This window comes from Paenilisteria rustica (genome assembly GCF_013820765.1).
Lineage (GTDB): Bacteria > Bacillota > Bacilli > Lactobacillales > Listeriaceae > Listeria_A > Listeria_A rustica.
This window is the reverse complement of sequence record NZ_JABJVM010000027.1, coordinates 18,924-27,072: the sequence shown is the minus strand read 5'-3', so window position 1 is coordinate 27,072 and position 8,149 is coordinate 18,924. Positions and strand designations below refer to the sequence as shown.

The 8,149-nt window shown below is 45.4% G+C and carries 5 protein-coding genes; all 5 read right to left on the bottom strand.

Going from position 1 to position 8,149, the window contains the following annotated elements:
* Window positions 1–465: 465 nt before the first annotated feature.
* Window positions 466–1,872 carry a glutamate decarboxylase gene (gene gad, locus HPK16_RS15860; RefSeq protein ID WP_181677882.1) on the bottom strand — a complete coding sequence of 469 codons (1,407 nt, stop codon included), beginning with the start codon at window positions 1,870–1,872 and terminating at the stop codon, window positions 466–468.
* Window positions 1,873–2,010: 138 nt separating this feature from the next.
* Complete coding sequence (locus HPK16_RS15855) at window positions 2,011–3,177, bottom strand: hypothetical protein (RefSeq protein ID WP_181677881.1); 1,167 nt, start codon at window positions 3,175–3,177, stop codon at window positions 2,011–2,013.
* Window positions 3,178–3,211: 34 nt separating this feature from the next.
* Entirely contained in the window at window positions 3,212–4,051 is an 840-nt protein-coding gene (locus HPK16_RS15850; RefSeq protein WP_181677880.1) for a YitT family protein, read from the bottom strand.
* Between the two features lie 85 nt (window positions 4,052–4,136).
* Window positions 4,137–5,255, bottom strand: a complete 1,119-nt coding sequence (locus tag HPK16_RS15845; protein WP_181677879.1) for a M20/M25/M40 family metallo-hydrolase — start codon at window positions 5,253–5,255, stop codon at window positions 4,137–4,139.
* Between the two features lie 166 nt (window positions 5,256–5,421).
* Entirely contained in the window at window positions 5,422–7,830 is a 2,409-nt protein-coding gene (locus HPK16_RS15840) for a metallophosphoesterase (RefSeq protein ID WP_181677878.1), read from the bottom strand.
* Between the last annotated feature and the right edge of the window lie 319 nt (window positions 7,831–8,149).

Below are 8,149 nucleotides of genomic sequence, written 5' to 3'. Positions count from 1 at the left end.
GCAAAAGCGAGTACCGGAGCGGAATGTGCTGAAACCGGAACAGAACTTTTAACGACGCTAATCAATGTTTGTCACACATCGCTACATCAAGAGATTTCAAGTTTTCTCAAAAAAACACGACTACCCGCAAAATCCTGATTTAGAACGCCAAACTCCAGCGGCCCGACAAATGCTTAGTAGCTAGGCAAAAGCGAGTACCGGAGCGGAATGTGCTGAAACCGGAACAGAACTTTTAACGACGCTAATCAATGTTTGTCACACATCGCTACATCAAGAGATTTCAAGTTTTCTCAAAAAAACACGACTACCCGTAAAATCCTAATTTAGAACACCGCACCCCAGCGGCCCGACAAATGCTTAGTAGCTAGGCAAAAGCGAGTACCGGAGCGGAATGTACTAAAGTACATGAGCACCGGAACGGAACTTTTAACGACGCTAATGAGCGTTTGTCGGGCCGCTGGCCGCTTAGTGGGTGAAGCCGTGGGACCTCTTTGGATGCTGGTTTGCGCTTGGCAGGATATGTGATTTCTCTAATTTTTCGATGCTCGCTTTTAAATCGCGGACGAAAAGAAGTGCGGAGTCATAGCTGAAATCGCCTTTTATGACGGCGCGCAGGACGACGATTTCTTCTAAGTCTGCGGGTAATGGATATGCTGGAACTTGCCAGCCGCGCATCCTTAGGAAGTCGGATAGGTCATATAAATCCCATTTAACATCGGTGTCTTCTTTCAATGTCCACGCCACGACGGGAAGTTGATTGGCACCGTTTATTATTTCAAACATGCCCAGTTTTTCGAGTTCGCTCGTGATGTATTTGGCGGCTTTTTGCGTGCGGGAGTGGACTTGGCGGAAACCTTCGAAACCAAGGCGCAGGAATAGGTAGTATTGGGCGACGATGAGACTGGCGGGACGGGAAAAATTGATGGCCATGGTTGGCATATCGCCGCCCAGATAGCTGACGTTGAACACGAGTTCTTTTGGCAGCCACTCTTTGTCTTTCCAAACGACCCAACCGACGCCGGGGTAGACAAGACCGTATTTGTGGCCGGATGTATTGATTGATTTAACGTTATCCAGACGGAAATCCCATTCTAACTCTGGTTCCATAAACGGGGTGTATAAGCCTCCTGACGCCGCATCCACGTGAATATAAACTTTTACCTTACTTGTTTCGTTATAGGTCGTGATCGCGGTGTCTAACGCTTTGATATCATCATAACGGCCTGTGTAGGTCAATCCCATGATGCCAACGACGCAAATGGTGTAGTCATCCATGAGGTCGATTGCTTTATCGGGATCAAGCGCCAGGCATTCTTTGGTTACTGGGACTTCGCGTAATTCGATATCCCAATAGACGCCAAATTTCTCCCAAACGACTTGATACGCCGATGAAATAATCATGTTTGGACGTTTACTCATATCTAAGCCGAGATCGCGCGCTTGTTTTTTCCAGCGAAAAAGTGCGGCCATTCCGCCCAGCATACAGGCTTCGGATGAGCCGACTGTCGATGTGCCAATAAATTCGTCGCGTTGATCGGCGTTCCAAAGATTCGCGATAATGTTAACGCAACGCTCTTCTATTTCCGCAGTTTGTGGATATTCCGATTTATCAACGGCATTTTTATCTAGCGTGTTCATGATGAGTTGTTGTGCTTCAGGCTCCATCCAAGTTTGTACGAATGTAGCTAAATTCTGACGGGCACTGCCTTCATCGCGTAATTCATCCATAATAAAATCGTACGCGGCCCCAGCTGGCATCGTATCTGCTGGTATTTCGTAACGCGGAAGTGGTTGTTCGGATAAGCCTTCCCCATAAAATAACCGTATTTCATCGTGCTTCGAGTCTTTCTTATTCCCACCAAGTAATGCCATGTTTAGCCAGCTCCTTTTTAATGTCTTCTCCGTACCATAGCCTCTTTTCGTTGCCAGCAAACGTATTTATACTATTCCTCACAAAATAGACACAAAGAAACAGAGAAGCGTCTAATATCCTCTCTGTTTCTAAAAAATTTAATGGATTAGTTCAGCCAAAATACTCGTTAGCACAACCGACGTTATCGTTACTGCTGAAAAACCTGCAATGATCATTTTCGGTAAAATTTGACCTTCGATTGCCGCGATTTCTTGTTCGTTTTCACCAACACTTCTCGCGGCTTCTTGGCTCAAAATCATCGTTCCTGGGAATCCGTACAGCGTCGTGAGCCCGATTGCAATCGACATCGAAACACTGTAGCCGAGAATTTTACCCATGACAGCCGAGAATACGACACTTCCGCTTACACCGATTGCGAATGCGATACAAAGTGGGCCAATAAGCGCAACGAGGTCATCGACGGAAGATGTAGCTAATGGACCGAAAATAATGATTAGAATCGCTAACATCATGAGACCGTATGCATCGATGCCGCTTAGAATATTTGGTTTGATAACGCCGAATGCACGTAGGGCGATACCGAATAATAGGGCAACGACGAATGTGTTAAGCACGCCATTCGTGATGGTATCAATGTAAATCGACAGCATCACGACCACGCCGACAACGAACAGTGTTCCTGCCGTTGTTTGTAACGCTTTTGGCAACATCGTTTTTGCTTCATCATCATGATGGGCTTCTGCTTTTTCCACTTGAATGTTCCCTGCGCGGTATTCTCCTTTGATGCGGTTAGCTTCTTTGCGCAAAATAAGCGATGTCAGCGGGAAGCCGATCAATCCTTGGAAGGCAGCAATTAGAACTGGGAATACGGCTACAAGTAGTAAACCTGATGCTAGCGCTGATTCTTGTACAATGATAACCGAAATGGTTCCACCGCTAATCGCACCGATTGCTGCAATAACAAAGTTCTCGTCAAGGAAAAATGAGCCTATAAGGAACAGGAATGCAGCGATACCAAGTACTGCGGCGACACCAATAACAACGGTTTTCCATTGTTTTTTTAGTTCATCGAGGCTAATCATGGTTCCGATGTGAACGATGATAAATCCGACAACCGTTTGACCTAGCGCGAGTAATGATGAACTGCTGAGTAGGTCTTCTGGGAATATATTTGTTTTAAAACCCACCAAGAAAATGATGGATGCGACGAGTAGTGATGAAATGAGCGACTTGGTTTTTTTGGAAACGAAATCACTGATCGCCCAAATGAGCATGATAATTGTAAAAGCTGTCACTGGATTCATGATTAATCCCCCCGTTTTGTTGTACGCTTCGTTTTTATTCAATTGTGTGATAACTGAAGCCAAGTCCATGCACTTCAGATACTGTATAGGCGATGACAAAAGCTTTTTTGTCTAAAGAATTGATGACTTTCAGGATAGTTTGGTATTCGCGGGTTTCCAGAACGACCATCAACATCGTTTTTTCACTACCACTGTATCCTCCTGAAACATTGAAAACAGTGACACCACGCCCCATTTCTTCTAGCAAACCTTCTTTGATTTCTTCTATTTTGTGATCGCTCATAATCATCACGGCTTTGCGTTTCTTGAGGCCTGTTTCTAAATAATTCATAATAATGGCAACTAAAATAAGTGAGAGTATGGCGAATAGAAACTCTTCGACGCCGAATATGAAAATATTGAAAATAACAATAATCGAATCGACTAAAAAGAGGCCAAGCGATGTGTTCAAGTTAAAATATTTCTTCAGAATGAGCGGTGGAATCGTTGTCCCGCCACTAGAAGCTTCGATACGGTACAAAATCGCAACCCCAATCGCAAAAATCATACTTCCGAAAATAACGGATAGCAGGCGATCTTGTGCCAGCATAACCTCTGGAATAACTGCGAGTGATAGCGGCAGGAGTAGACTTCCAAGGAATGAGCGGACAAAAACCGCGCGTCCTAGGAAAATAAAAGCTAGGATCAGCATGATAACGTTCAAAACGAGCACGGTCATCGCGATTGGAATTCCGAGTGCTTGCTCCGCTAAAATCCCGATACCTGTCACGCCACCTGCTGCAATGTGATGCGGTGCAAGAAAGAGGTTAATACTGGCGCCGATAAGCGTAATAGAGACTGCTACGAGTAAAAATTGTTTCACTAAATGTTTCATTTAAACACCTTCAATCTGATTAGTCTTACCTTGGATTCAGTCTATGAAGGGCCGCTTTTCTGTCGCGATTTTTAGCATTGTGAAGTTAGTCGGACGCTACTTGCTTCACAATTTCGTATGCTAATGCCGTCGCTTTCTCTAGTTCGCGAATTGGAATATATTCGTGAACGGTGTGGATTTTTTCATAGCCGATTGATAAGTTGGTTGTTTCTTTGCCTTGTTCGTTAAAAATATTGGCGTCACTGCCACCACCGCTTGTTTCGTGATTTGCCGTCATGCCAAGTTCTGCCATCGCTTTGGTCGCAATTTTGACTACGTTTGTTTCGGCATCAAAGTGGTAACCGCCGTATTTCATGTCTACTTTTATTGTAATCGCGCCACCCATTTCTGCTGTCGTTTTTTCGAATAAGCCTTTCATATGCTGTATTTGTGCCTCGCAAGACTCGCTGTTGATTGACCTAACTTCTGCAACCATCCGCACGTGTTCCATCACGATGTTCGTCGCAGTTCCACCTTCAATTATACCAATATTGGCAGTCGTTTCAACATCGATACGGCCTAGTTTCATCTGAGAAATTGCTTTCGCGGCAATTTCAAGCGCTGAGATTCCTTTCTCTGGCTCAATTCCGGAGTGTGCCGCAGTTCCAAGAATCTCGATTTCAAGACCCGCATGCGTCGGACTGCCAACTGTGATGCTACCAACTGGACCACCCGTGTCTAAAACAAAACCGTAATTCGCGGTAAGCGCACTCATATCAAACGCTTTAATGCCGATTAATCCACTTTCTTCTCCGACTGAAAGCACAAATTCGAGCGTTCCATGCGGCGTGTTGTTTTCATTGATTAACTGAATGGTTTCCAGCATAATCGCAATTCCAGCTTTATCATCCGCTGCTAAAATCGTCGTACCGTCTGAATAAATGATATCATCCTTCACTTGCGGTTTGATACCAACACCGGGTGTAACCGTATCCACGTGACAAGAAAAGAAAATCGCGTCAGCATCAGTAGTCGCAGGTAGCCGGCACACTAAATTATTAGCGCCAAAACCGGTTTTTGACATCGTGTCATCTTCTTTTACCTCAAGACCTAGCGTCTGAAATCGTGTTTTTAAAAAGGCTTGAAAATTTCCCTCGTGTTTCGTTTCTGAATCGATTTGGACTAGCTCGATAAACGTGTCAACTAATCGTTTGCTGTTCACCATTGTTGTTTCCTCCCTTTTCCTCACTATCGATATAGGCAATTTGATTTATACTCTGGATTTTCCCGTTATACTTTTGCCCTAAACCTACTTTGACATTAATTAGCTTATTTGTAGACATTTAAAAAGAGTTAGCGCTCCAAATCTGGCACTAACTCTCGATGTTCACTTATTTTACTTTGCGTCGCCACAAAATAGCAGATCCTAAAACTAGGAGGCTTCCGCCAAGAGCGACAAGCGCCCACCTCGTGTTTGTATCTCCTGTGGTTGGTAAATTAGTCGTATTCGTATCAGCAACCGCGGTCGTTTCCACTGGCTTTGATCCAACGTTATCTTGATTCGGCAATGGCTTCACGATAGCCGGTTGATCTGATGTTAGCGATGTCTCTGATGACGTTGGGATTTCAGGTTGCTCCGGATCCACGGGCTGTTCCGGGTTCGTAATTTCCGGATCCGGATTCGGCTGCTCCGGTTCTGGCTCCTCTACTTTCAAAGCCTCCAAATCCGCCATTTTTGCAGTTAAAGTAGCATAATTCATGACATATTTTTGCAAAGTAGTATCCAGATTATCATACGCAGCTTTTGCAGATAAAATGGCCGCCTCGTCTGTTAGCGCAATCTCGCTTGGTAACGCATCGATTTCCGCTGTGACCGCCTTCGCTTTGTCCGTTTTCAAAATACCATACGTGTCGAAAAGCGTCGCATCTGTTGTCGCTCGAGCAGTCTGAGCCGATTTCGCATCATATGTGTAGGCGTTATACGTGAAGCGATCCTCCGTAAAACTAATCCCGGCAAACATTTGCAACATCGGTTGAGCATACTTCGCTGGATACACGCCCGCAGCGCTCATCTTGCTCTCCGATTGCGGCTGATAAAACTTGTATCCACTCGTATTAATGACATGGTAACTCTGTCCACCAGGATCAACATCGCGCGAAATCCCGTCATCCTCGACTTTGCCGATAGTATCCGTCGCGATTGGCATCTTGCCATCCATTTGCTGCGAACGGAAGTAGCTGTGATCGTGGCCTTGCAATACAATATCGATGCCAAGCTCGTCAAAAACTGGCGCTAATTGATCACGCAGCGTCACAATTTCCGTATCCGTCATATGACTGGCCACCGTATAAATCCCTTTATGAAACGCGACAACTAACCATTTGGCACCATCCGCACGCGCCTTTTTAGCATCCTCTTTCAGCCAAGCAAGCTGTGTTGGGTCAAGCGCTCGCGAATCCTGATCGTTCGTATTTAGCATCATAAAATGCGCCGGACCGTAGTCAAACGAATAATACACGCCTTTATTCAAGTTGTTCGCATTCGCCGGATGATCATAGTAAAAATGTTGGCGGAACGAATTATTGAACGCATCATGATTCCCCGTCGCCGCCGCTATCGTCGTATTACTGAGCAACTTTTGCGATGTGCCAAATAGCCAGCCCCATTCAGCCGGGCTCGATGACGTGTTCACCAAATCCCCCGTTTGCAAAATGAATTCCGAATTCGGATACATCGCAAACCCCTTATTCAGCGTCGCGTCCGTCCAACTGTACTCCTCCTCACTACTACCCTGCGAATCCGTCACATATAAAAAGTCAAACGCCTTCGTATCCCGTTTCTGCGTCGTAAACTGAGCTGGCTCACTCCATTTATCTCGCGTCTTATCACCGACACGGTACCAATACGTGGTGCCCGAATCCAAATATTTCGCCGCGACTTGATGCGAAAACCCGCCAATTGCAGCGTCATTAGCCTCACTTTTCCCCGTTACCGTCTGCGCTCCTGCAAAACTCGGAGACGCCGTTCCGACCGCCTTCACATATTGCAAATCCGAACCCGCGTCCGATTTCGTATGCCACGTCACACCTTTTTGCGTCTGCGTATTTCCGAAGAACGTCACCGCAATCTTCGTTGGCATATAATCCCCGTCCGCCACAACCTCATCCGGCGTCACAAATCCCGTCAATTCCGCATCAAACGTCACATCCGAGCTCGATCCCTTCTGCTGAAAAACCGCGACGGCGATCGTATTCGTCCCTTCCACAAGCGGAATCGCGCCGAGCTTAATCCCCTCATATTCCATCGCATCCGAACTCTGCTGCCCCGAATAATCCGCGAAATTTATCGCACCATCCGCAAGCCGCACCCGCTTCACTTCTTTCCCGTTCACATAAATAACCGCACTATCATCAGCTTTCAGCGCCAAATTCGCACGCAAGTACTTGTCCGCACCCTTCACCTCAAAATTCTTTCTAAAAAAGGAAACCGGATATTTCTTGTCCTCATCCGCACCGTAAGAAATCGTGGTATTTATCTTGATGTCCGTATTTTTTGGATTATAGCCAAGCGCCCCTTTTCCAGATTTCCAAGTGGTATCGTCAAACATCCCGTCACGCCACGTATCACCTGGATATGTACCCTGATCCCAATACTTCCAGCTAGACTCTTTCGCAATAAACGTATCTCCCGCAACGCTCTCCGCCTTCACCACGTTTCCAAATGGTACGTAACTAACCCCTATTTGAACCAATATAAGCGCCACCAACAAATAAATAAACCCTGATTTCCACTTTTTCACCGTTTCTCAATCCCCCTCAATTTCACTTACCACATCAGTTTAGCCCAGTAATGTTAAGCGTTGTTTGAGAATATGTATCGATATGGTTTTTTGAATGTAAATTTTCCAACCTTACAATAATTATGATAAAACTGTAAGATAATCTTAGTAAATTGTTATTTAAACAGCAGGAAACTCCCATGCGCGCAGGCTATAATGGAATTAGGAAAGGAGCTGTTGAATATGAAAAAATTCTGGCAAGTAATTACAGCGATTGGCGAAACACTCGTAGACCCTGCAAAAATGGCTAAGGAAGTTAACCGTGCGAGCTAATCAGACA

Bases quoted from the DNA above. Each gene is read 5' to 3' on its own strand.
- gad (WP_181677882.1), bottom strand. From the start codon at position 1,872: ATGGCATTACTTGGTGGGAATAAGAAAGACTCGAAGCACGATGAAATA.
- HPK16_RS15855 (WP_181677881.1), bottom strand. From the start codon at position 3,177: ATGAATCCAGTGACAGCTTTTACAATTATCATGCTCATTTGGGCGATC.
- HPK16_RS15850 (WP_181677880.1), bottom strand. From the start codon at position 4,051: ATGAAACATTTAGTGAAACAATTTTTACTCGTAGCAGTCTCTATTACG.
- HPK16_RS15845 (WP_181677879.1), bottom strand. From the start codon at position 5,255: ATGGTGAACAGCAAACGATTAGTTGACACGTTTATCGAGCTAGTCCAA.